We start from the raw sequence: 22944 nt of genomic DNA, 5'->3' as shown, positions 1-22944 counted from the left end.
TCATGGGCTGACGGCCGGGAATGCAGGGTCGGGCGGGAATCGTCATGCGCCCCGGGCCATGTGGTCCGCGTAAGTGTATACAGTATACGGCGGGATTTTATTGAAAAATTCTCAGTTTGTCGAGCAAGAAAGTGCAAGGGAGTAAAATGCGGAATTTTTCATGAAACAATTAAATGTTTTTTCAGATGTGACGATAAGGTTTCCCAGGAGATCGACGCCCTGCCCGCGAAACAGGGGGCGCTGAGCCGCGGTTGCAGCGGACTGATTTCCTGATATCGTTATCACGTTGTGATGGTGCCGCAATACACGGCTGGTACTGTGATGTAATGCGGTGAAAACAACATGCCCATGGGGAGGATGAGAGTGATGAACATGCAGCAAGTCAAAGAGATTGCCAAGCAGCGGGGGATCAAGGCCGGCTCCATGAAAAAGGCGGAACTCGTCCGGGCGATCCAGTCGGATGAAGGGAACGACGCGTGTTACGGGACCGGCCGCGCCGACTCGTGCGGCCAGGACGGCTGTCTCTGGCGCGACGACTGTAACTGACCGTCCGCCCGTTGCGTCCCGGCCGAGCCGGCGCAGCCGGTGGTGCTCATTTCTGGCAGAGGGGGCAGAACCAGGTGGAGCGGTTGCCGAGCCGGGTCCGGGCGATGGGAGTGCCGCAGGCCGTGCAGACTTTGCCGGTTCGCCCGTAGACGGCCAGATCGATGCGGAAATACCCCGAAGGGACCTCGGCCGCGATGAATTCGTGGAGGGTGGCGTTTCCTTCGGCAATGGCGTCGCGCAGCACATCCTCGACGGCGGTTGCCAACGTGGCGCAGTCTTCCTCAGAGAGTGACCCCGCGGCGCGTTCGGGATGGATGCGCGCCCGGAACAGGGCTTCGTTGGCGTAGATGTTCCCCACGCCGACCACGATCCGGTTGTCCATGAGCAGAAGCTTGATGGCGGTATTCCGCTTCCGGCTGCGCGCGAAGAGATAGCTCCCATTGAACAGGGGTGGGAAGGGCTCCGGCCCCAGTTGTGCCAGCAGCGGGTGGGCAAGGGGGTCGCTGCCGGTCCAGAGGACGAGTCCGAATTTGCGCGGATCCCTGAAGCGGAGGGTGCGGCCGTCGTCCAGGACCAGGTCCAGGTGGTCGTACTTTCCCGGCGGACTGCCGGCCGGAGCGACCCGGAGCGTGCCGGTCATCCCCAGGTGGATGATGGCCGTGCCGTCGCCGCAGCGCAAGAGGAGATACTTGGCCCGACGCTCCACCCCCTCGATGACCCTGCCGGTGAGCCGCTCGCCCAACTCGGGGGGAATCGGCAACCGCAGCTTGGCTGCCCGGGCCGTGACCGCCGTCACCCGCCGCCCGGTCACATGGGGCGCTATCCCCCGCAGGGTTGTCTCCACTTCCGGCAACTCCGGCATGTACCCTCCCGTTGATCCGCATTATTCCGGCGCGCCGCCGGCCCGGTCAAAACGGTTGACCCGGACCGGCGGCGCGGGGTATAGTACCCCTTCCTCCGACTCACATCCAGCGTTTCTTCCCAAGGCAGGTCATGTCCGCGGTCGATCTGAGAAAAGTTCCCCCCCAGAGCATTGAGGCCGAGATGTCGATTCTCGGCGGCGTGCTCCTCGATAACGAGGCGATCAACCGCTGTCTGGAGTTGATCGAGGCCGACGATTTCTATCGCGAGTCCCACCGCAAGATATTCAGGGCCATGATCGACCTGTCCAACCGGAGCGAGCCCTGCGACCTGATCACCCTCACGGACATGCTCAAGCGCAAGGGAGAGCTGGATGAGGTGGGGGGCGGCGCCTATCTCGCCACCCTGGTGGACTATGTCCCCACTGCCGCCAACATCGCCTACTACTGCCGGATCGTGAAGGAAAAGTCGGTCACCAGGCGCCTCATCACCGCCGCCACCGACATCGTCACCCGCGGCTATGACGAGGAGACCACGGTGGACGAGCTTCTGGACGGCGCCCAGAAGACCATCTTCGAGATTTCCGAGAACAAGCTCCGCCCCGCCTTCACCCCGGTGGGCACCATCCTCAAGGATACCTTCAAAAGGATCGAGACCCTCTACGAAAAGAAAGAGCACGTAACCGGCGTTCCCACCGGGTTCTACGATCTGGACAAGATGACTGCCGGTTTCCAGCCGGGCGATCTCATCATCATTGCCGGCCGTCCCTCCATGGGCAAGACGGCCTTTTCCCTCAATATCGCCCAGTATGCCGCGGCCCATGCCGATTCGCCCCTGCCCGTGGCCGTGTTCTCCCTGGAGATGAGCAAGGAATCCCTGGTCATGCGTCTGCTCTGCTCCGAGTCGCGAGTGGATGCCAGCCGCCTGCGGACCGGCCACCTGGTGGACACCGACTGGCACAAGCTGACCCACGGGGCCGACAAGCTTGCCAAGGCCCGGCTCTACATCGACGATACCCCGGCCATTCCGGTGCTGGAGATGCGGGCCAAGGCCCGGCGTCTCAAGGCGGAGAACGGCCTCGGCATGATCGTGGTGGACTATCTCCAGCTCATGCGCGGCTCCAGCCAGGAGTCACGCCAGCAGGAGATCTCGGAAATCTCCCGCTCCCTCAAGGCCCTGGCCAAGGAGCTGGAGGTGCCGGTGGTGGCGCTCTCCCAGCTCAACCGGAGCCTGGAAAGCCGCACCGACAAGCGCCCCATGATGAGCGACCTGCGGGAATCGGGGGCCATCGAGCAGGACGCCGACGTGATCATGTTCGTGTATCGCGACGCCGTCTACTGCGATGATTGCAAGAAGCGCGACGGCTCCTGCACCAAGGGGCACGAGAAGGACGCCGAGATCATCATCGGCAAGCAGCGTAACGGCCCCATAGGCTCCGTCAACCTGCTGTTCAACGGCGAATTCACCAAGTTCGAGAATCTGGAGAAGCATCATGACTACTAACATTCATCCGACCGCCACATAAGCCCCTCCGCCACCATTGCCGCTGGCGTGGAAATCGGCCCCAACGTCATCGTGGGGGACCACTCCTCCATCGGCGCCGGCACCAGGGTGATGGCCAACGCCGTCATCGGCCCCTGGACGCAGATCGGCGAGAACAACACTATCCACTACGGTGCCATCGTCGGCCACGATCCCCAGGACTTCGGCTACAAGGGGGAGGAGAGCTGGACCATCATCGGCAACGGCAACATGATTCGCGAGCACGTCACCATTCACCGGGGGAACCGTCCCGGCACCAAAACGGTGGTCGGCGACAACAATCTCTTGATGGTAAACTCCCACGTGGGGCACAACTGCGTGCTCGGCAACAACATCATCCTGGTCAACGGCGTGCTGCTGGCAGGCCACGTGGTGGTGGAGGACCGGGCCATCATCTCCGGCAACAGCGTTGTGCACCAGTTCTGCCGCATCGGTACCTTTGCCATGATGCGGGGGCTGTCCCGCACGTCCCGCGACGTGCCTCCCTTCTGCATCATGGACGACACCCATACGGTGAAGGCCCTGAACCTGGTGGGCCTCAAGCGCAACGGTTTCGACCAGTCCCGCGTCCGGGCGCTCAAAAATGCCTTCAAGCTCCTGTTCCTCTCGGGTCTCAACATGCAGAACGCCTTGGCAGAGGTGGAGCGCTCCCTCCACATCACCGACGATGTCCGCTACCTCATTGACTTCATCAAGTCGGCCAAGCGCGGCGTCTGTTTCGGTCGCGGCCTGATCGTGGATGTGGAGGATAAGGAGTAGCGTGCCGCCCGCTCTGCAGCCCGGCTCATCCTCCGGAACCGGCCGGCCCCGGTGGCCGGCCGTCAGTACCATTACGAATCGAGGAATCAATCATGACCACATACACTCCGCTCCGTGACGTTCCCGCCGCTGCCGGCTATGGCCCCGGCGATGTTTTCGTCCTCTTCGGCGAGCTGTTCGGCCGCGGCTACGCCAACGGCATCGTTGACGAGGCCCGGAAGGCCGGCATGACCATTGTCGGCGCCACGGTGGGCCGCCGCGACAACAACGGGCCGGTGCGCCCCCTTACTGCCGAAGAGTTGGCCGAAGCCGAGGCGAACCTGGGGGGAAAGATCATTAATGTCCCGCTGGAAGCCGGTTTCGATCTGGAGCCTGCCGGCGATGGGCTCACCCCGGTCGACCGGCTCAAGGGGGTGAAGCCCGAGACCGTAGCCACAACCGCCCTTGACATGGCCGCCATCGAAGAGTCGCGCCGGAAGGGGCTCGCCCGCTTCCGGAGCAACCTGGCCGAGTTCGCGCGGGAACTCGACGGGCTCGTCCCGGCGGGGGCCAATCTCCTGATCGTGCACACCATGGCCGGTGGCATTCCCCGCGCCCGGACCCTCATGCCGCTTCTCAACCGCGTGTTCAAGGGCCAGGGAGACCGCTTCCTCCCCTCGGAGCTCTTTTGGAACTCCGACGTGGGGCGGCTGTGCAGCCTGTCCTTCGACGAGGTGACCGCCGACACCTTCGGTGCCCTTGTGGATGCCACCGCTCCGCTGCGGGCGCGGGCGGAAGGCGCCGGCGCCAGGGTTTCCTACGCAGCCTACGGCTACCATGGCTGCGAGGTGCTCGTCGGCGGCGAGTACCGGTGGCAATCCTACACCCCCTATCTGCAGGGGTGGGCCAAGATCCGCCTTGAGGAATGGGCCTGCCGGGCCTGGCAGCAGGGTGTCAAGGCCACGGTCTACAATTCGCCGGAGATCCAGACGAATTCCAGCGCCCTGTTCCTCGGGGTGGAACTTTCCCTGTATCCGCTGCTGGACGCCCTTGCGCGGGAAGGTGGCTCCTCCGCGGCAGCCGGCATCCGCGCCGCCTGCCAGGCGCTGCTCAAGGAAGGGGAAACCATGGACGCCGTGCTGGCCCAGGCCGATGCCTACCTTGCTTCGCCGGTTCTGGCATCCTTCGGCAAGCTGGAAGAGTGGCCCCGCCATAACACGCCGGAGCAGGCCGCCCTGATGCTCACCGCGTCGGACGCGCTCATGGCCATGAACGCCGATCCCAGGAGCATCGTCTGCGCAGAGCTTTCCAAGTCGGTCTTCCAGGCGGTGGGGCGCCTCATGTTCGATCATTCCTGGGTGCCCCAGGCTCCGGTGCTGTGGCTGAACCATGACATCATCGCCCGCCGGCTCGTTGCCTGATTGTCTGAAGGGTACTCGGTACGCGAAAAAAGAGCCGCCCCATGGGGCGGCTCTTTTCGTATCCGGCTGCTTACTTGAAGGTCTCCGGGTTTTCAAAAAAACACGTGATATTTTGCGTCTAAATCAGGCTCGCCGCACGAACATATATTGGTGCGATATTGGTTTCGTCGCTAATTTACAGTGGGTTAGGCAGTGTGTTCGTGGTGATAAAGTGCTTGACAAGATAAGACCACTTACATTAAATGTGTCACATTTATCCACTAAACATCGTTTTGATGCAGTCCAGTGGCGGAGCGGATTTATGGCGAGCCAAGCCTGCGTGACGAACCCGGCTTGAGTCAGCATCTCGCCCGCTTTGTGTGCTATATTGTTAAAATTATTTGAGTTTTAGCTTTTTGGCCGTCTCCTGCAAAATCAACGTTGAAACTCTAAGGCCCAGTTTATAGACAGCGGATGGTAATCATCCTATCCATCCGGATAGATTTTCTATGACTAATCGATGGAGGAAACGTGAAAAGGTATGTACGGCTTGTTCTTTATGTAATTGCCTCTGTATTTATCCCAGCGTTTGCAGGCGCGGTTGATGTAGAAAAAGAGCTTTCCGCTGAGTTCAGAGAAACTAGTGATATTTTGGCGCGAACTGCGCAAAGGCTGAAGAAGTGAGAGGCAACCTCTGAAGAGGTTGCTAGATTTCGTGTCATTGCCGAAAGAGTCAGGGCATCCCATCTCATTCTCAAGGAGAGGTTCACAGCACGGCGAGAACATGCCATGTCTGTATCAGGTAAGGCAGTTGACCGACATGACGCGATGGCCGACAGATACGCTACGGAAGTGGAGCGGTATCTGTCCAAGATTGAAGCGGTACTGGAGGATGGAATTCTCACCGGTACAGAACTGGAGGAACTCAGGGATAGTCTCGATCGGATGGTGCACCAGAAAAAGCGCCCAATCTTTGGTGCACTTCCGTACAAGAATCTCAGCTACCCAGCGAGAGAACCGGGTTCGGCGTCGGCTAACCTGGTATGGGTACGATTCACAAATGCCCCTTCCTCTGCCGTGTGTTGGCCAACGCTCCCCAGATTACCATGTAAATGTTAGACATGCTTTCAATGCTGGTTAAAGGCTTTGTCAGAGATAGAGGGCTAGGAAATGCAGTATTTGCGGCACATAGCCTAGGGAACATGGTCCTTTCCACTGCAATACAGGAAGGGATGGATTATTACCGCTATCTCATGATTAATGCTGCCGTGGCCGCAGAGGCGTACACCCCCAAAACATCTTTTTATGAAGGGGCGAATGGGGCATATGACTCCAGTTCTGATTGGTATAAAAACACGAAGGCCCCCATGTTCCACCCCAGATGGCGCTACCCGCACGAAGATAATAACGAGGTAGGGTATAAACCATTCCTGTGGGCCTCGGAGTGGTACAAGCAGTTCCTGGCGCCAGACGTTCGAGCTGAATTGACTTGGCGAGACTATTTTAGCAGAGTCCGAGAGAACCCGGGCAATAAGACTTTCGTCTTCTTTGCGCCCACTGACGAAGCTTTTTTGCCTTTTGATTATGTTATTCCCTCTGTGGGCACACCTACGACGTATCCGCCAAATATTGATAATGTACCGGGGCTTGAGGATTTGAATTTCGAAATTTCCTGCTTTTATCCCGAGAAATTCGGACCTTATCCCTGGGCATTTCAGGAACTGACAAAAGGGCGGATGATTAATGACGGAATGAGCTATGGTGGTTGGGGATTCAACAAGGATGACGGGTATTACATTTCATGCATTGATTCGGTTGGGATCTGTGGCCTTATTCAGCCAACAGAAGCTAATGCACTTGATAAAAATGTCCTTAAAACAAAACCATTTTTTAAAAAAGATGCTGATAATGGGTTTTTGTATTCAGATCAGCTTGTAACACGTTTCATGCTTTCAATTGCAAAGCAAGAACAATTACTTGCCAATGAAATTCCTGCGCTCACCTTTGCTGCTGGGCATGATGGAGTAAGTGTTTTTGATAAGGGGACTTTGAAGAGAAACGTCAATATACAGAAAAAATATCTATTAGACCGTCTAAATGCACCGTGGGTGAGAAACACCCAATATTATATTTGAAAGCATAATGATCTCTACTATGTTGCCTATCCTTATGTCAGGCTAATATATGATGACTGGGTAAAAATACTAAACACTGGTGATTTGCAATGATTAAAAGGAACATAATTATTATATTGATTGTTATATCTGTGGCCTGGATATTTTGGAAAATATTGCCACCAGTCGCCAAGGTTAACCTGAAGGTAATAGATGAAACTGGATTGTCAGTACAAAATGCAAATATTGAACTCTGTTTTAAATACGGTTGCTTGACGGAAGAAGCTATCAAAGGAGTCACCGACAGTAACGGCAAATTTAGTTATATGGGTTGGTGTTCAGATGGGCATGTCGGTGGCGGAATTTCGAAGGCAGGCTATTATGGCAGCGCATTCGGGTACATGTTTTATCCGAGAAAAACAATTTATTTATCACCGTGGAATAAGGAAATAACAGTGGTTCTTAGGCCCATTGTTAAACCTGTCCCAATGTATGTTCGAAACAGAACGTTTGAATTTCCTGCCCTCAATAAAAATCTTGGTTTTGATCTTATGATGGCGGATTGGGTTCCACCTTATGGAGCAGGAGTCCATTGCGATTTGATTTTCCGTGTTGAGAGGATTTACAAGGATAGCGATAATTTTGATGCAACACTGACGATCACTTTTCCCAATAGGCATGATGGAATTCTGCTAATCAAAGACAATCATGGTGGTGATTTTAGTGTAGGCAGTCGGTTTCAGTTGCCACGTATTGCTCCAGAAGAAGGATACCAACCCAAAATAACGAAGCGGGTATCGTCAGGAATTTATGGGTCGAGAGCAGCTAAAGAGGATGACAATAACTATATATTTAGGGTGCGTTCTGAAACTGAAAATGGAAAGTTTAAGCGCGCTATGTACGGAAAAATATTGGGTGATATCAGATTTGGTCCAATAGGTGGGAATGGCGGATTCGAAATGCATTATTACCTCAATCCCGATTACACTCGTAACCTTGAATTTGATCCGAAAAGGAATCTCTTTTCCAACTTGCCGGAGGGAGAAGGGGTTGGACTGCCATAATTTTCAAGTACTTCCTGAACCTTGATTACACGAGAAACATGGAGTTTGATCACAAGCGTAACCTTTTTACTGGTCTGAAATATATTCGCTGCAATGACATCTCTAACAGGTCGTTGAAAATCGGCCCTATTTGAGATTGAAGAACTTTTAGTTCGATTTTTTTGAATCAGTTGAGCGCTTTATCGGGTTTCAGTCCGCCGTTTTGCTCTTTATCAACCTCATATGCTGCTGTTGTTGCCTGATTCGAGGGATGTTCCCCCTGTCAGGTGACACCAAGGCCCAGGTTTTTCATCCGAACCAGGTTGTAAGCCGCTGCGTGCAGGTCAAGTTGCATGGCGATTTTCTCGATTCCCCGGTACATCGTTTTGCGTAACCTGCCTACGGTCTTCATCCAGCCAAAGCCTTCTTCGATCCGTTTCCTGATCTTCTGGCTGATGGCGTAGTTCGGATGATTGGTGGTTCTACCGTCAATGGCCGACTTTCTGTTCGTGGTGTTCTGCGCCACGTGCGGTGTGATCCTGAGCCGGCGGAGTTCTCTGACGAAGGCTTCCGTGTCGTAGCCTTTGTCACCGCCAAGCGATATGCGGCGGGTGGTCCGGGGGAGACGCTGCACCATTGTCTTTGCCGCTTCGCGTTCGCCGGAACCGGATGCCATTGTTACCTTGGTCCTGACAATCAGGCCACTGCGGTTCTCCATCAGGGTGTGCCCCTGGTAGCAGAGCTTGGCTTCCTTGGTCTTTCCCTTGCGGTAGAGACGGGCATCGGGATCGGTAACAGAACCATGGGTTTCGTTGGTAAGCTTCTGCCCTTTGAAATCCACGGTCTCGTTTCTGCCTCCACCGCCAGCTGACGGTGGACCATCCTTGGGCTTGAAGCTCTTGATGGATGCCCAGGCTTCGATGAGGGTGCCATCAACCGTGAAGTGCTCGCGTGACAAAAGGCGCTTTCTTTCCGCCTGAGCCAGTATCCGTGACAGAAACTCGGCAGCAACCTCGGAACCGATCAACCGTTCGCTGTTCTTGGTAAAACTGGAATGGTCCCAGACCTTCTCATCCAGGCCCATACCAAGGAACCAGCGGAACAGGAAGTTGTAGTGGATCTGCTCCACCAGCTGCCGGTTGCTACGGATGGAGTAAAGAATCATCAGCAGTTGGGCTTTCAAGAGCTTCTCCGGCGGGATCGACGATCTGCCGGTTGTGGCATACATACTGTCAAAGAGCTTGTCCATCCCTGCCAGGGCTTCGTCAGCCATTTTACGAATGGCCCGCAAGGGGTGGTCCTTCGGGACAAAGGATTCAGGAGTCACATAGGTAAAAAGTGCTTCTGTGTTGCTGTCAAAACCGCGCATAACTTTCCTCAATAATTGCAAAGTGTTATGCGCGATAAACTACCATAAAACGGCTGTTTTCTCTATTTGAATTTCAACAGCCTGCTAAGTGGCCACTGTTAACAAATTAGACTACGTTTTGCGACGCATTTAAAAATTAAAATCAAACAACTAGCCAAATAGGGTAGTCAATAAAAAATAAGCACATTATCATCATCGTTATAGTCCTTGCGCTGTTGATGGCCCGATCTGTTCTTGCAGACTCCTTGGTTGCCGCACTAAAAGAGCCTAACAATTTCGATATGGAAAAAAAGTTCAAAAACTACAATAAGGATTGGCCTGCTGTCAGGGGATTTGAAAGAAACTGGCGGCATAGCGACCTTAAGGCTGTCGCATATCCTTTTATCTATAACTTGTTCGATACCATTGTCTCGTTAGGAGGACTGAAATAATGATCAGATTATCAGTATATGTGATGTCAGTTTTTTTTTGTCTTGCTGCTGGGTTGTTCACGAGCATTTGATTTTCCTGAAGCCAAAATATCTATAAAGGTTGTCGATGAAAAAGGGAATCCTATGGAGGCTGTAAATGCAGGCATTTCATTCGGAGAGCCGGACGGAAAAGGACAACAAAAAGTTGTGACAGAGAAGGGGATGACCGGACCCGATGGCATTTTCAGCGCATCAAGGAAAACAATCGTATGTTCGCCTAATGTACGACGATTGGGTCAAAGTAATGAATGGTGGTGAGCTGCAATGAAAATACGCTATTTTCTTAGTCTCCTCGTTGTTGTTTTTGTTGCTTGGGCATTGATTGCGAGGTTTGTACATGTAGCAAAGATATCGGTGAAGGTAGTTGATGAGGAAGAAAGGCCAATTGATGGTGCAAATATCGAATTATGTTTTTACGGCGGTTGCCTAACAAAAGATGCAACGAAGGGAACAACTGATAAAAATGGTTCTTTTAGCTCCTTAGGATCATCAAGTGATGGTGTCACAGGAGGAGTTGTAAAAAAGGCTGGATATTACAACAGTGTATTCCACCATGACTTTTTCATAAGAAGCATAGGAATTTGGCAACCTTGGAACAAGAATATCAAGATAGTGCTTCGTCCTATTGTCGAACCAGTGCCCATGTATGTACGAAATCGTACCTTTCAATTTCCTGCAATTAATAAAGATCTTGGTTTTGATCTTATGATGGCGGATTGGGTGCCACCTTATGGAGCAGGAGTCCATCGCGATTTGATTTTCCGTGTTGAGAGGATTTACAAGGATAGCGATAATTTTGATGCAACACTGACGATCACTTTTCCCAATAGGCATGATGGAATTCTGCTAATCAAAGACAATCGTGGTGGTGATTTTAGTGTAGGCAGTCGGTTTCAGTTGCCACGTATTGCTCCAGAAGAAGGATACCAACCCAAAATGACGAAGCGGGTATCGTCAGGAATTTATGGGTCGAGAGCGGCTAAAGAGGATAACAATAACTATATATTTAGGGTGCGTTCTGAAACTGAAAATGGAAAGTTCAAGCGTGCTATGTACGGAAAAATATTGGGTGATATCAGATTTGGTCCAGTAGGTGGGAATGGGGGGGTCGAAATGCATTATTATCTCAATCCCGATTACACTCGTAACCTTGAATTTGATCCGAAAAGGAATCTCTTTTCCAACTTGTCGGAGGGAGAAGGGGTTGGACTGCCGTAATCTGTCCAAATGGAGCAACCAATGAAAGAAAATACAATTCTAATCATCTTTATGATCCTTACGATTTTCCCTTCCGGGGCCGTTTTCGCCACCCACTTGGACAAAGTTTGGCTTTAATACGCTCAGCTCAGCATTTATTACAAATGCAGCGACCCTCGGAAACGGGATCGTTCTGATCGAAGGGGTTGGCAAAAGCAGCGGCCCCCTCTTCCTCGAGGTATACGATACTGAAAGTAAGGTAGTCTTCAGTACAGAGTTGAACCTGAGCATTGACGGCGTGGAGCAGATGTTCAGGCATAAGAACCTAATTCAATTTGCAAAAGGTGGCAATGGGCCTCTCCCTGAACACAACTCAAAATCAGGTGGAGAACCGGATCGCTTTGTTTTGCCGAGTGAGCAGCCAGCGAACTTCCCCGATTCCGAATGCAACGCGGACTCTAATCTTGTTGCTCTGCATGGGTACAACGTTGATGGTCAGGAGGCCAGGGGATTCCATGCCGAGATGTTCAAACGGTTGTACTGGTCAGGCTCAAAGTCAAGGTTTTGGGCCGTATCTTGGTATGGATGGGAAAGTCAGGGATATATGGGCCTTGGGGGAATCGCACGGGAAATTATCACATCAATGTTCAGCATGCTTTTAAAACAGCACCCACATTTGCCAATTTTATAAATTGGACAGTTAGCGGAGATGGAAGTGATACGGTTGTGGCAGCTCACAGCCTTGGAAATATGCTTGTTTCCAGTGCCATGAATGATTGGAAAGCCAACATCAGTAAATACTTCTTGGTTAATGCGGCAGTAGCCCTTGAAGCGTATGGCGATACAGAGAAAGATCCAAATATGGTCCATCTTGACTGGAGCAATTACAATGAAAGGCTTTGGGCCTCAGAATGGCACACGAAATTTACGACACCAGATGGGCGATCAAAGCTAACATGGCGTAATCGCTTTACAGATATTCCAAAGGATAGGCTTTACAATTATTACTCTTCAGGCGATCAGGTATTTAGAATACATCCAAATCAAGAAAATTTGTTTGGAGCGCCTGATTTGCCTGGCTTAGAAGATATCAATAGCGGAAAGGTGCTTAATATTTTGTATGTTGGCACATATTCGTGGTCACTTCAGGAAAAGCTGAAAGGGCGTATGGCAGTCGAAGGATATACCGGCAGTACCTACGGAGGCTGGGGATTTAACTTGAATGATTATTCAGAACCAGCTTCGTTTGGAAAGCCTATTTCATCTCTCCTGGCAAATAATATTCCTGAAAATGAATTAAAAACAAAACCATTTTTCAATATCAAGCAGAGTGACAGCTCCTTAATCAATGAATTAACTGGCAGTGATTATGCGACAATAAATCGCGACAGGCTCTTGGCGGAAGCTATACCGGCAAGAACGGGCGCGGCAGGAAGGAATCCAATAAAGATGCTTGGGGATATACGCCATAATTTTGATATGCAGATGGATTTCATCAAAAGAGTAGGAGACGGTATTGTTTGGCCAAGACGAGATATTGAATATAATGATGTTTGGCTTCATAGCGATATAATAGATATATCATATCTATATATTTACTCTTTGTTCGATGCCTTCGTAACCAATGGAGGCTTTAAATGATCAAGTATTGTTTGATGTTTGTTATTATTATATTTATTAGTGGTTGTATATTGAGTAATCAATATATAAATGTAGGGAAAATAACAGTTAAAGTAGTTGATGAACAAGAAAAACCTATCAATGCTGCAACAGTAACTATTGCTTCGTTTACTGGAGTCGGAAGTAATAGAGAAAAATCAGTTAGTGGATATACTGATGATAATGGGAATTATTCTGCTACTCTGAGTGGTACTAATCAATATTCTTTAACTGCAGCTAAGGACAATTATTATGTTAATGGGTTGGGTTATACCTTTAAGGATGTAAAATTCAAGTTTTGGCAGCCTTGGAATCCACAAGTCAAGATTGTACTGTATAAAATTGGCAATCTTGTTCCTGTGTATGCACGAAACACAAAATTCTCTCCGATTGAAATACCGGCGATTGGGAAGAAAATAGGTTTTGATCTTATCAAATTTGATTGGGTGCCTCCTTATGGAGGTGGAACTCATTCAGATATGATCTTTAAACTTGAGAAGCAATACCTTGGTTGGGACAATTATAAGAGTAAATTGACTATTTCATTTGCCAATAAATTTGATGGAATACAACTGGTAAAGCAAAAGCTCAGAATTGGCACTGGACTTAAATTAGGTCGTTTAGCTCCTGAAGAAGGATATGTAAGCGAATTGACACATTTTAATAATGCTGCGCCTATAAATGTATACAAAAATAGTTTTGACAAAGATAATAATTATTATTTCCGCATTCGTTCAGATGTGAAGAATGGCAATCTAGTAAGGGCCATGTATGGGAAAATATATGGAGATATTACATTTGAACCAAAAGGCAATAAAACTGCAGAAATCAGCTTTAAATATTTCTTGAATCCTGATTACACCAGAAACATGGAGTTTGATCACAAGCGTAACCTTTTTACTGGTCTGAGTGATATTGAAAGAAATTCGTTGCAATGACATGACTCAGTGACCTATTTACATAAATGCGACTAGATAATGCTATATACCTAGATAAATTACTAGCAGAGTGTACAGAGACAGTAATCACCTGACAGTCCGTCCTTGAATGGGTTTCAGATTTACGCTGCCAGATTCGAGTTCTCAGTATCCGATTCTTCGTCCATTGGCAAGCCTTCTATGAAGGCGGTGTACGGCGTTCTGCCGTTCATGTTGCGTCCCTGGTGCGGGCGTTCATGGTTGTAGTGCCGGAAATAGTCGTCCAGATCGGCCTGCATCTCCTCGATAGATTCGTACCACTTGGTGCGTCCCATGACCCTGAAATGCTCGTCCAGCAGGGTCTTGTGAAGCCGTTCGACGAACCCGTTGCTCTGGGGCCGCCGGACCTTGGTGGTACGATGCTCGATCTCTTCAAGCTGCAGGAACAGCTCGTAGGGATGGTTGTCCGGCCTGCCACAGAATTCCCGGCCGTTGTCGCTCAGGATGGTGTTGATCCTGGCGTTGTGCTCCTCAAAGAACGGTAGCACGTCTTCGTTGAGAACATGCACGGCGGTTAGGGGCAGCTTGTTAGTGTAGAGCCTGCCCCAGGCATAGCGGGAATAGCAGTCGATCACCGACTGCAGGTAGATCTTGCCGACGCCCTTGAGAGTGCCGACAAAGAAGGTGTCCACGGCCACCAGATCGCCGGTATGTTTCGTCTCGATATGCCGCTCTCGGAACTCCGGGCTGAAACGCTCCAAGAGCCGAATCTGTTCGTCGGAAAGTTCGAAAGATTGTTCTCTGACACTCTTTTCGAGCCGGAGCATACGTTCCTGCTTCGTCAACAGGCTGTGCCGACTCCAGACACCCCGCACGCCGCCAGAACTGACCTGAATCCCTTTCAGGGACAGTTCCTGAGAAACCCGTAACGGCCCATGACCGGGGTGGTTCAGGCAGTGCTCCAGAATCGCTGTTTCCACTGCCTCATCGACCCGGTTAGGATGCGGTCCCTTGGCACCGGGCAGGCGGTCGAGCAAACCGACGGCACCATAGGTCTGATAGTTGCGCCGGATCTCGTAGAACTGCTGCCGTGAATAGCCCATGACCTTGCATGCCTTGCTGACGTTGGCAAGTTCTCCGGCAAGGTCTAGCAAACTGAGCTTTCTTCGTGCTACTTTCTCTGCGGTGGTCATACCGTTCCTCCTTGATGGAAAGATGTTGTCTGAGCAACTTCATCTTTAATCCATTCAAGGGCGGTATGGCCACCCCTTATAAACGGCCAAGTGTCTGGTGATTACCAGCACTACACACAATGTGCAAACGAGCAGAACTTTCGTCACGGTGATGCATACCGCCAGCGACAGCTATGTCGGCAGCACCGCTGTGACCTGGAGCGGGACTACCAGCAAGTGGTCCGGGGTTGTAGCCGTCTCTCTTCAGCCGTAGGATAGTCATACCTTGAAAAAAGTATAACTTGTTGATATTCTTGATATTAATAGCAGTTATTGTGTGGTAAAAACGCCGAAAATTCGATGTGACCCCACAAAACACGGTGATTTTATGCAACCAAAATCAGGAGGGAGTGAACGCCGATCCCAGGAGCATCGTCTGCGCAGAGCTTTCCAAGTCGGTCTTCCAGGCGGTGGGGCGCCTCATGTTCGATCATTCCTGGGTGCCCCAGGCTCCGGTGCTGTGGCTCAATCACGACGTGATTGCACGGAGCTTGCCGCCTGATCGCGACCTTTTTCGTCATCGGACGACGGAAAAGGTCACCGCACGGTCGTTTCGATTCGTCGCGCGCTCTCTTTAATGGTGGGTTTCAAAAGGGGAACAGTAGCGTTACTTGGGTGGTATGCGGTTTGCATTACACATGCAAACCGCATATTGTTGATACACGACAATACTAAACCATCCGCGAGGGTGGGACGGAAAGCCCACAGGGTCTCTCTGAGACAGCCGGGATGCCGAAATGTCAGCACGACGACGTTCGGCCCCGGCTTGTTCTTTATCCGGTGCCGGAAGGAGACGAGCAATGGGAGTTTTTCGGGAGTATTGTCGCAGATGGGGCACGGCCGTTGGTGCGGCCGTACTGTTCGTTGTGGCTGTTGCGGCGACGCCGGTACTGGCGGACTCGATTCCCGCCTACCTCGCATCGGCCGCCGGCATGATTCATCGGCCATCGTTTCTTCCCCTCCCGCCTCACCCGTCTCCCGATCTGATGCCACCTTTTTCAGCATATCAGCCAGCCCCGCCGGCGATGTGACGCTCAACTGCGGCGGCGTTCCCATCGAAATCGGCTACGCTGACCTGGCACCCCATGACGAAATCCGCGAGCAGAGCCAGCGGATTTCCCGGCAGTTGGACCCGCTCATCAACGGGTTCTCCGTCAAGGTAACCTTCCTCTTTTAACCCATTCTCCCGTTCTGGTGCCCCCTCGTCCTACCCTCCTGGGAGAGGGGGCTTTTTTATTCCCCGAATCCGTGATGCCGGGAAGCCCGGCGCATTCAACAATAAAAAAAGGCCGTCCCCTTCGGACGGCCCATGGGTGGCGTGCGATAGCGATCCGCTAGCGCACCAGTTTCGACAGTTTCTTGAACTCATCGGTGCCGGCCACGCGGAGGAGCTGGAACAGGGCCGTTTCAGTGGATGTGATGACCGCGCCGGCGTCCCGCGCCACTTCCATGCCCACGAACCAGTTTTCCTTGCGGCGGCTCATGATGGCATCCCGCACCAGGTGGACGTGGTAGCCCCGCTCCAGGAGCTCGATAACCGTCTGGAGCACGCAGACATGGGTTTCCATGCCGGTGATGATGACCTGCTTGCGTCCCAGTGCCGCGAGACGGTTCAGGAACGCTTCGTCGCCGCAGCAACTGAAGGTCATCTTCTCGCAGGCGTCTCCCTCGATCTTCTCCTTCAGGACCGGAAGGGTGCAGCCGAGGCCTTTCGCATACTGTTCAGTGGCAACCACCGGCATGCCGAGCTCCTGGGCGCCTCCAGCAGAATGCCGGTATTCTTCGTGAGGCGTTCCAGAACCTCCGGGTCCATGGCCGCGCAGAGCTTTTCCTGCACGTCGATGACCACGAGCACTGCCTGCTGCCGGTCGAGGAAGAATTTCTCCATAATTTTCATCAGATGCTTCCTCCTTTCAGTCTTTTCTCAGTTCGATCCCCAGCTCCTGGATCTTCTTGCGCAGCGTATTGCGGTTGATGCCGAGGATCTCCGCCCCTTTCACCTGGTTGCCCCGGGTCTTTTCCAGGACGAAGCGGATGAGGGGGCGCTCGACCTGCTTGAGGACAAGGTTGTAGATATCCCCGCTCTCCATTTTGTCCAGCTTGGTAAGGCTCGCCCGCAGCTTCATGTCCACCAGTGCCTCCAGGGAGAGATCGTCCGCCGCGGGTGCTTCGCCTGCTGCCTGGCGGGAACACAACCCCGGGAAGTCGGAGGTGATGAGGAGCGGATCCGACGAGAGGATCACCGCCCGCTTGATGGTGTTCTCCAATTCCCGCACATTGCCCGGCCAGTTGTGGGTGGTGAGGAGCGCCATGGCTTCGGGGGAGCATTTCTTTGATGAAACCTCCAGTTCCGCGCAGGCGTTCTGGAGGAAATACGCCACCAGGAGGGGCACGTCTTCCTTTCGCTCCCTCAGCGGCACCAGTTGGATCGGCACCACGTTGAGCCGGTAGAAGAGGTCCTCCCGGAACTGCTTCTTGCGGACCAGTTCCTCCAGGTTCTGGTTGGTGGCCGCCACGATCCGCACGTCCACTGCGATGTTCTGGCTGCCGCCGGTGCGGGTCACTTCCTTCTCCTGGAGCACCCGCAGGATCTTGGCCTGGAGGTCGAGGGGCATGTCGCCGATCTCGTCAAGAAAGATGGTGCCGCCGTTGGCCTGCTCGAACTTGCCCAGCTTGCGCTCGACCGCGCCGGTGAACGCCCCCTTTTCGAAACCGAAGAGTTCGCTTTCCAGCAGCTCTTTGGGAATGGCGGCGCAGTTGAGGGCGATGAACGGCTTGCCGATTCGCTTGGAGTTGAAGTGGATGGCCCGGGCGATGAGCTCCTTGCCGGTTCCCGACTCCCCCTGGACGAGAACGGTCACGTCGCTGGGGGCAACCTTGCCGATGGTCTTGTAGACCTCCCGCATGGCAGGAGAATTGCCGATGACGGTTTTCTCCAGGTGGTAGCGCTCTTTCAGCTCTTCCCGCAGAATGGTCATCTGGGAGGTGATCTCCCGGGCCTTGTTCACCTTTTCGATGATGGCATCGATCACGTCCAGGTCAAAGGGCTTGGTTATGTAGTCGTAGGCCCCCCGCTTCATGGCTTCCACGGCGTTTTTCATGCTCGCCTCGGCGGTCATGATCACCATGAGGAGATCGTGCTTGAGCTCCCGCACCTTGTCGAGCAGTTCCAGCCCGGTGAACCCGGGCATCTTGATGTCCAGGATGGCCAGGTCGTACTCGTTGGACTGGACCAGGCGCAAAGCTTCCTCCCCGTCGCGGGCGAGGTCCACGGTGAATCCCTTTTTGCGCAGGGCCTTCGAGAGGACCCAGCGCATGCTCTCTTCGTCGTCGGCAACCAATATGCGGTTCAGTACCATTGCAGACCTCGAACTGTGGATATGGGGGTGAACATGCAAGGGAACGTTCCCGGCTACTGAATCAGAGGGAGCATCACCGTGAAGGTGGTGCCCTTGCCGGGGGCCGATTCCACCTTGATCATCCCCCGATGCTCAGTCACGATTTTCTGGCAGATGGCCAGCCCCAGACCCGTTCCCTTGGCTTTGGTGGTGAAAAAGGGGGTGAAGAGCTGTCCAAGTCGCTCCGGCGGGATGCCGGGGCCGTTGTCGGCCACGTCGATGGCCACCATCCGCGAACGCCGCTCACCCTTCTGGGTCATGGAGTAGTCGGATATCACCCGGCTGGCGACCCGGACGCAACCGTCGTCACCCACGGCTTCGACCGCATTCCTCACGAGGTTCAGGAAGAGCTGGGTCAGCATTCCCTCGTCGGCAAGTATGGGCGGGATGCTGGGATCGAACTGCTGCTGGAAGGCGACGTTCTTCCCTTCGGTCGAGCGCTTCTGGAGCGTGAGGATGTCGCCGATGACCTTGTGGAGGTTCACCTTGCCCAGTTGCAGCCCCCGGGGCGAGGCAAGGGCCAGCAGTTCCTCGACGATCCGATTGACCCGCTCCACCTCCTTGAGCATGATCCGGACGTTGTCGCGCAGCTCGCTGTCGGCGGGCAGCTCCAGCTCCAGGAGCTGGGCCGCTCCCTTGATGCCCCCCAGGGGGTTTTTGATCTCGTGGGCCAGCCCCGCTGCCAGGGTCCCCAGGGTTGAGAGCCGGTCGGCGTTGCGGACGGCATTTTCCAGTTCCCGAATGCTGGTGATGTCGCGCACCACCAGGATAGTCCCGATGGTTTCGCCATGGGGGAGCATGAGGGGGAAGGTGGTTGCCGAAACCGGCGTCAGTTGCTTCAGTTTCCGGATGACGATGTTTTCGTGGTCGGATATGGTCATGCCGCTGGCAGCGGTCTTGCCGACCATTTCCCGCAGTACCGACTCCCGATGGAAGACCAGGTCAAAGCGATGTCCCAGGGCCTGCCGTCGCGAAATGCCGGTGATCTCCTCCGCAGCGGGGTTCATGAGGGCGATCCGTCCGTCCAGGTCGATGACGATGACGCCGTCGCCGACACTGTCGATCACGGTGCCAATGAATTCCTCTTTCTTTTCTTCGGGGGTCATGGCGCCTCCGCGGCCGTGAAAAAGCGGCTCACCGCCTCCATCAGGGCGCCATTGCCCTCAATCTCGTTGATTTCCTTCCGGAACTGCGCCGCACCGGGGAGTCCGTGGGAGTACCAGCCCAGGTGCTTGCGCATCTCCCGCGCGGCTACCCGTTCGCCGGCCATTTCCATGAACAGGGCCAGATGCCTCCAGGCCACTGCCAATCGTTCGGCCGGGGAGGCGACCGACGGCTCGCGGCCGGCCATCAGGTCCAGGGCCTGCCTGAAGATCCACGGATTTCCCAATGCGCCGCGGGCGATCATGATCCCGTCGCAGCCGGTCCGGTCGAGCATGGCGGCCACGTCGGCCGCGCTGAACAGGTCGCCGCTGCCGATGACCGGTATGGCGACGGCCCGCTTCAGTTCGGCGAGCTTCGTCCAGTCGGCCGTGCCTTCGAACATCTGCGCCCTGCTCCGGGGATGGAGCGTAACGGCATCGCATCCCTCCTCCTCGGCAATCCGGGCTATCTGGAGAAAATTGGCGTCTTCGCAGCTCCACCCGCTCCTGATCTTCACGGTCAGCGGCAGCCGCGTGGCCCGCCGGACGGCCCTGACAAGGGCCCGCACCTTGTCCGGCTCTCGCATGAGGGCGCTCCCGGCGCCGGTCCCCACCACCTTCTTCACGGGGCATCCCATGTTGATGTCGATGAGGTCCCCGTATTCCTCCACCATGGCCGCCACCCGGCCCATGACGTCCGGATCGTCGCCGAAAAGCTGGATGCCGAGGGGGCGATCTTCAGGCACGCTCCGCAGGAGCTCGAAGCTCTTTTTGCCTTCCCGGACGAGTCCGTTCACACTCACCATCTCGGTGAAGCAAAGACCTGCCCCCTGCTCGCGGGCCAGAAGGCGGAAGGGAAGGTTGGTTATCCCGGCCATGGGGGCGAGGATGAGGTTGTTTCCCAGGGTCAGGGAGCCTATGGCAAGAGAACGGATCATGTGTTGACGGTTGTGTGAGCCTGTTGCTTAAAATTTAGGCATGGTAGCATGGGGCAGGAAAAACGCAAGCATTTTTTTGGTGTTGCGCCGGCGCCGCCGAGGGGGCAGCCCTCCGGCGTGATTGACTTTTAAGGGGGTGAGGGGTACCCTGCGACGGGAATGAGATCGCTCAACAGCGCCCAGGGAGCGGAAGATGGAAATTTTCGGCGGCATGATGGTTATGATGGCGATTCTCGGCCTGTTCGTGGTGGCCGTCTGGCTGGTGCTCCCCTTTGCGGTCTTTGCGGTCAAGGCGAAGATGGAACGGGCGCTGGATCTTCTCGAGTCGGTGGAGCAGCGCCTCGGCCGCGTGGAAGAACGTCTTGCGCGGCTGGAAGAAGCGCGTGGCGCCCGCGAGCCGGCGAGTGCCACCCCTGCCGCCCCGCCGGAGGAGACTGGGCAGGAATCCGTCCGCCCCTGATCGCTGCCTCACATCTTCTGCTCACGCCATTTGAATGCCCCTCCACAGCCCCGCCGCGCCTGCGGCACCACCCGGGCAGCCCTGCCATATCCGTCGTAACATCCGGGCACTCCCTGTTACGAGTGGCCCCTGGCCGTTGCCCGCCGCGGTTCTCCTTACCGCTCCTTTAGGCGACCTCCCAGAGCGCCCCGGGCGTGGTGCCGCCGCCCCTGCCCATCACCCGCTTGACGTACCTGCCGAAGCACTCGACCACGGCCGGATCGAACTGGCTGCCGGCGCCGGCGCGAAGCTCTTCCAGGGCTTCCGGGAGGGTGCAGGCTTGTTTATAGGGCCGCTCCGACACCATGGCGTCGAAGGAGTCAGCCACCGCTACGATGCGCGCCCCCAGGGGGATGTGGTCGCCGGTGAGCCCCTCGGGATAGCCCGAGCCGTCCAGCCGCTCGTGGTGGTAGAGGATAATGGGAAGCACTTCCTTTAACTGGTCAATGGGAGCCAGGATGGCAACCCCCTTTTCCGGGTGAAGCCTCATGGGGGGGAATTCGTCCTCCGAGAGGAGCGCCGGCTTCTCCAGAAGCGCCTCGATGACACCGATCTTGCCGATATCGTGCAGCAGCCCCCCGAGCCGGATCCGTTCCACGTCCTGTTCCGAAAGACCCATCTCCTTGGCGATGCGGGTCGAGATGTGCATGACCCGTTCCGAGTGCCCCTTGGTCCAGGGGCTCTTGGCATCGATGGCATTGGCCAGGCTGGACACGGTGTTGAAGAACAGGCTCCGCATGTCTTCGTAAAGCCGGGCGTTTTCCAGTGCCACCGCCATCTGGGATGCGATCTTCTCGATGGTGAACGTTTCGCCCCGGGCGAACGTGCCGGGTTCCGTGTCGCCCAACAGCAGCACCCCCTTGACCTGGTCGCGCGACATGAGGGGAATGGCCAGGAGCGACCGGATACCGGCGGTCAGGAGGGTCCGGGAGACGGTGCCGGGCTTCCTGGCGTCGGCCAGGTCGGCGATGCTCGCGCTGCGGCCGGTGCGGAAGGCGGTCCAGGCGGTACAGCCCGCCAGCGAAAGGGGCGCGCCGGGGCGGAGGGGGGCGGGGATTTCAAGTCCCGAGGCATGGGACGACATGACCGTGAGCCCCCCTCCTTCAGCCTGGAGGATCGCCACGAGCTCGCAGCCGGTGATCCGCTCCACCTGTGTCATGGCCGTCTCCATGATCCTCTCCCGCGAGAGGGAGGAGGAGATGGCCTTGTTGATTTCGTCGATGGTGAGGATCACGTCGATGCGCCCCGCCAGGTCCAGGGCCATGTCCAGGGACTCGTCAAAGAGCTGCATGTGGGAAACCACCAGTGCCGCGTGGGAAACCAGATCGCGGATGATGGCGGTTTCAGCGGCGGAAAAGGGAGGGAGCTCGCGGGTGCGGGCCATGACCACGGCACCGATGACCTGGGTCCTGACCACCATGGGGACCGCCAGCACGCAGAGGTTGCGGAGGAGTTTCCGGAGCTTCGGGGTGAGCAGGTCCGAGGAGCCGGGGTCCGTGAGCATCAGGTGCTGCCGTTTGCGAAGCATGCCTTTCAGGAGAGGGATCTTGTCCGGCGCCAGCGGCATCTCGCGAAACACGGGAACGAAACGGGCCGGGAGCCCCGTGCTGCGGGCCGGGGCGAAATCCCTCCGTTCGCGGTCAAAGAAATAGACGGCGATCCATCGGGTTTTGACGAGCTTGCGCAGGAGGCGGGAGAGAGCTTTGATTACCTCGTCCACGTCGGCAAGACCGCTCAAACGCTCGCTTCCCTCCAAGAGTTCGGTGTAGGTGCCGGTCATGGCGTCCTCCCCATCCACACTTGTATCATAAAATCGCCATATGTCTTGCCAACGATGGGGTTTTTTTGTATTACTATCCCCCTGTACCGAGCCGAGCGG

General features: G+C 54.9%; 13 protein-coding genes, 3 pseudogenes and 1 other annotated feature. Of the genes and pseudogenes, 8 read left to right on the top strand and 8 right to left on the bottom strand.

Going from position 1 to position 22944, the window contains the following annotated elements; all coding sequences use genetic code 11:
* Window positions 1-366: 366 nt before the first annotated feature.
* Window positions 367-546 (top strand): SAP domain-containing protein, encoded by a 180-nt coding sequence (locus A2G06_11795; GenBank protein ANA40840.1) that lies wholly within the window; start codon window positions 367-369, stop codon window positions 544-546.
* Window positions 547-592: 46 nt separating this feature from the next.
* On the opposite strand, the gene A2G06_11790 is transcribed toward A2G06_11795, so the two are convergent.
* Entirely contained in the window at window positions 593-1408 is an 816-nt protein-coding gene (locus A2G06_11790; GenBank protein ANA40839.1) for a DNA-formamidopyrimidine glycosylase, read from the bottom strand.
* Between the two features lie 131 nt (window positions 1409-1539).
* On the opposite strand from A2G06_11790, the gene A2G06_11785 reads away from it, so the two are divergent.
* The 4 genes and pseudogenes from A2G06_11785 (at window position 1540) to A2G06_11770 (ending at window position 7222) form a co-directional block, all read left to right on the top strand.
* On the top strand, window positions 1540-2910 hold the full coding sequence (locus tag A2G06_11785) for a replicative DNA helicase (protein ANA40838.1): 1371 nt from the start codon (window positions 1540-1542) through the stop codon (window positions 2908-2910).
* Window positions 2900-3708: pseudogene (locus A2G06_11780) on the top strand (acyl-[acyl-carrier-protein]--UDP-N-acetylglucosamine O-acyltransferase). Before A2G06_11785 ends, A2G06_11780 begins: the two are co-directional and overlap by 11 nt.
* Before the next feature lie 92 nt (window positions 3709-3800).
* Complete coding sequence (locus A2G06_11775) at window positions 3801-5108, top strand: hypothetical protein (protein ID ANA40837.1); 1308 nt, start codon at window positions 3801-3803, stop codon at window positions 5106-5108.
* 1181 nt (window positions 5109-6289) lie between these two features.
* Window positions 6290-7222 carry a hypothetical protein gene (locus A2G06_11770; protein ID ANA40836.1) on the top strand — a complete coding sequence of 311 codons (933 nt, stop codon included), beginning with the start codon at window positions 6290-6292 and terminating at the stop codon, window positions 7220-7222.
* Between the two features lie 1305 nt (window positions 7223-8527).
* On the opposite strand, the gene A2G06_11765 is transcribed toward A2G06_11770, so the two are convergent.
* Window positions 8528-9613 (bottom strand): transposase, encoded by a 1086-nt coding sequence (locus tag A2G06_11765; protein ID ANA40835.1) that lies wholly within the window; start codon window positions 9611-9613, stop codon window positions 8528-8530.
* A gap of 4386 nt (window positions 9614-13999) precedes the next feature.
* Window positions 14000-15049 (bottom strand): transposase, encoded by a 1050-nt coding sequence (locus tag A2G06_11760; protein ANA40834.1) that lies wholly within the window; start codon window positions 15047-15049, stop codon window positions 14000-14002.
* Window positions 15050-15438: 389 nt separating this feature from the next.
* Between A2G06_11760 and A2G06_11755 the strand changes: the two genes are divergently transcribed.
* Together A2G06_11755 and A2G06_11750 are read left to right on the top strand one after the other, a co-directional pair.
* A complete protein-coding gene (locus A2G06_11755; protein ID ANA40833.1) occupies window positions 15439-15666 on the top strand; it encodes a hypothetical protein in 228 nt (75 codons plus the stop codon).
* A gap of 82 nt (window positions 15667-15748) precedes the next feature.
* Window positions 15749-15825, top strand: a binding site (cyclic di-GMP riboswitch class I).
* Between the two features lie 63 nt (window positions 15826-15888).
* Window positions 15889-16265 (top strand): annotated as a pseudogene (locus tag A2G06_11750) (hypothetical protein).
* Between the two features lie 157 nt (window positions 16266-16422).
* Here the strand turns inward: A2G06_11750 and A2G06_11745 are convergent.
* The 4 genes and pseudogenes from A2G06_11745 to A2G06_11730 form a co-directional block, all read right to left on the bottom strand.
* Window positions 16423-16985 (bottom strand): annotated as a pseudogene (locus A2G06_11745) (hydrolase).
* A gap of 16 nt (window positions 16986-17001) precedes the next feature.
* Window positions 17002-18447 (bottom strand): transcriptional regulator, encoded by a 1446-nt coding sequence (locus tag A2G06_11740; GenBank protein ID ANA40832.1) that lies wholly within the window; start codon window positions 18445-18447, stop codon window positions 17002-17004.
* A gap of 53 nt (window positions 18448-18500) precedes the next feature.
* The gene (locus A2G06_11735) at window positions 18501-19592 is read right to left on the bottom strand and encodes a PAS domain-containing sensor histidine kinase (GenBank protein ID ANA40831.1); all 1092 of its coding nucleotides are present in this window, start codon (window positions 19590-19592) and stop codon (window positions 18501-18503) included.
* A complete protein-coding gene (locus A2G06_11730) occupies window positions 19589-20566 on the bottom strand; it encodes a nitrogen fixation protein NifR (GenBank protein ANA40830.1) in 978 nt (325 codons plus the stop codon). Before A2G06_11730 ends, A2G06_11735 begins: the two co-directional genes overlap by 4 nt.
* Window positions 20567-20759: 193 nt before the next feature.
* Between A2G06_11730 and A2G06_11725 the strand changes: the two genes are divergently transcribed.
* The gene (locus A2G06_11725; protein ANA40829.1) at window positions 20760-21026 is read left to right on the top strand and encodes a hypothetical protein; all 267 of its coding nucleotides are present in this window, start codon (window positions 20760-20762) and stop codon (window positions 21024-21026) included.
* A gap of 166 nt (window positions 21027-21192) precedes the next feature.
* Here A2G06_11725 and A2G06_11720 read toward each other — a convergent pair whose 3' ends face one another.
* Window positions 21193-22845, bottom strand: coding sequence for a metal-dependent phosphohydrolase (locus A2G06_11720; GenBank protein ID ANA40828.1), 1653 nt, complete (start codon window positions 22843-22845; stop codon window positions 21193-21195).
* Between the last annotated feature and the right edge of the window lie 99 nt (window positions 22846-22944).

This window comes from Geobacter anodireducens, from assembly GCA_001628815.1.
Taxonomy (GTDB): domain Bacteria; phylum Desulfobacterota; class Desulfuromonadia; order Geobacterales; family Geobacteraceae; genus Geobacter; species Geobacter anodireducens.
Note: the sequence above shows the minus strand (reverse complement) of the source record. Positions and strands in the feature narration are given on the sequence as shown.